The sequence below is a fragment of the Polaromonas sp. P1_G4 genome, from assembly GCF_056405475.1.
Map to the genome: position 1 here is coordinate 1 of NZ_JBFUCA010000682.1, position 1,808 is coordinate 1,808.

Here is a 1,808-nt window from a genome sequence, read left to right on the forward strand (position 1 = left end):
ATTATATGCCGGATATTACAAATGGGAACGCAAGCCGGAAAACCCTAAGCCAGCCTTTACAGGCCCTTAGCGCCCTCAGACGCACAAATGCCCGCCTTAAAGCCCCAGCGTGGTGGCGGGGAACGACGGCGAACTTTTCAGCAAACGCTCATTGATCCGCTCCCTCAACGCCACCCGCCTGGCAACCTCAGAGCCGGCAATGCCAGTGCAGCGCTGCACATCCAGCCGCTCAAAGACCCAGCCGGGGCCGAGCAAGGCGCTGGGCATATCGTCCGCCGCGCCCGACGTATTGGCGCGGCATTCCACAATGTGCGCCCAGGTACGCCGCCAGGTGACGAACCGGGCGTGCCGCCTGACCACTTCATCGTAGTTTTTGGCCAGCATCGTGAATTTCCGGCCCGTCATGGACCAATCATTCAGCGCCTGAACGACTGCACGTTCTCCCAGGGGCCAGTCTTCGAAATCGGGATCGCACACAATGATTTCGCGCCAACCCTGTGCGGCTGCCGCTGAAAGCGACTGCCTGATCAACTCCGTGAAATCGCTGCGGCCAGTAAACCGGCCTTCCAGCAAGGCAGGCGGCAGGGCAGAACTGGTTTTTTCCGTATCCATAAAACGTCTCCAGGCTGTTTGGCAAGCAGGTCAGTCGTCTTCCGCAGGCAGCGTCTGCCGCAGCCAGCCCGCGTCGTGCCAGTCGCCCAGCAGCGCGATGGCCGATGCGCCAGCCTTGCGCAGCTCCCGGGGGGCCAGGCTGCGCTGGTCGGCCAGGCGGTGCATCAGGGCAGCATCGGCACCTTTGGCGCGATAGCTCTCGCCATTGATAAACACATGGTCGCTGTCATACATCATCCGCGTGCGTGTGTCGAGATGCACGCCGGCACTCCCCTGCCGCGCCGCATCGGCGTTCCACTCGCACTCCACCTCATCGAACCATACCGAGGGCTTGGGTTCGGTCATGTATTCACCCAGGGCGCAAGCCACGGCCAGGGGATCTTTCAACGCGTCCAGAACGGCCTGGCCGGCGAAGGCCRTAAGCTCTGACGGCATGGCAGCCGGTGTTGCGGTTGCGGCCTGCCCCGCATCGCGGTACAGGCGGGGCCGTGCCTTGCGGCCGATTTCTTCCGCGGCAGATTCATCGCCCTCATGGCGCTCGTCCTCAGTGAACTCGGCCAGGCGATGCAGCAGTTCCGCGGCCAGTTCTCCCTGTGCAGGCGACCTGAATCCGATGGAATATGTCATGCAATCTGCAGGTTTTCCATCGGCCTGCAGCGACGCCTCGGCAATGCCGTCGTGGGCATAGCGCGGAGGCAGGTAGAGCATGTCGCCCGCCTCCAGTACAAACTCTTCCTCAGGAACAAAATTCCGTAGGATTTTCAGCGGCACATCTTCCTGCAGCGTCAGGTCATTCTGCCGCCCGATCTTCCATCTCCGCCGGCCGCTGGCCTGCAACAGGAACACGTCATAGCTGTCAAAGTGCGGCCCAACGCCGCCGCCGGGCGTAGCAAACGAAATCATCAGGTCGTCGAGCCGGGCATCAGGCACAAAACGGAACTTCTGCAAAAGCGCATGCGCGCCGGCGTCATGCAGATCCACCCCCTGCACCAGCAAGGTCCAGGCTTTCTGGCTCAGCGGCGGGAGGCTTCGCGCGGCAAAAGGCCCCTGTTTCATCCGCCATCCCTTGGGCTGCTGGACAATCAGCCGGGACTCGACTTGCTCACGCGACGCGAGCCTGAACAGTGCTGCGCGGCTGAGCACAGGCTGCAGCCCCGGCAGCGCCTGGCGGATGAGAAGCGGCTTTTTTTGCCAGT

Annotated in this window: 2 protein-coding genes; both read right to left on the reverse strand. The window is 62.5% G+C overall.

The genetic code is table 11. The features are described 5' to 3' along the window. Positions 1-96 precede the first annotated feature (96 nt). Positions 97-612 carry a hypothetical protein gene (locus AC1D1X_RS22175; RefSeq protein WP_477671118.1) on the reverse strand — a complete coding sequence of 172 codons (516 nt, stop codon included), beginning with the start codon at positions 610-612 and terminating at the stop codon, positions 97-99. A gap of 30 nt (positions 613-642) precedes the next feature. Next, positions 643-1,808, reverse strand: a 1,166-nt coding sequence (locus tag AC1D1X_RS22180; protein ID WP_477699205.1) for a JmjC domain-containing protein, incomplete at its 5' end; no start/stop codon positions are given.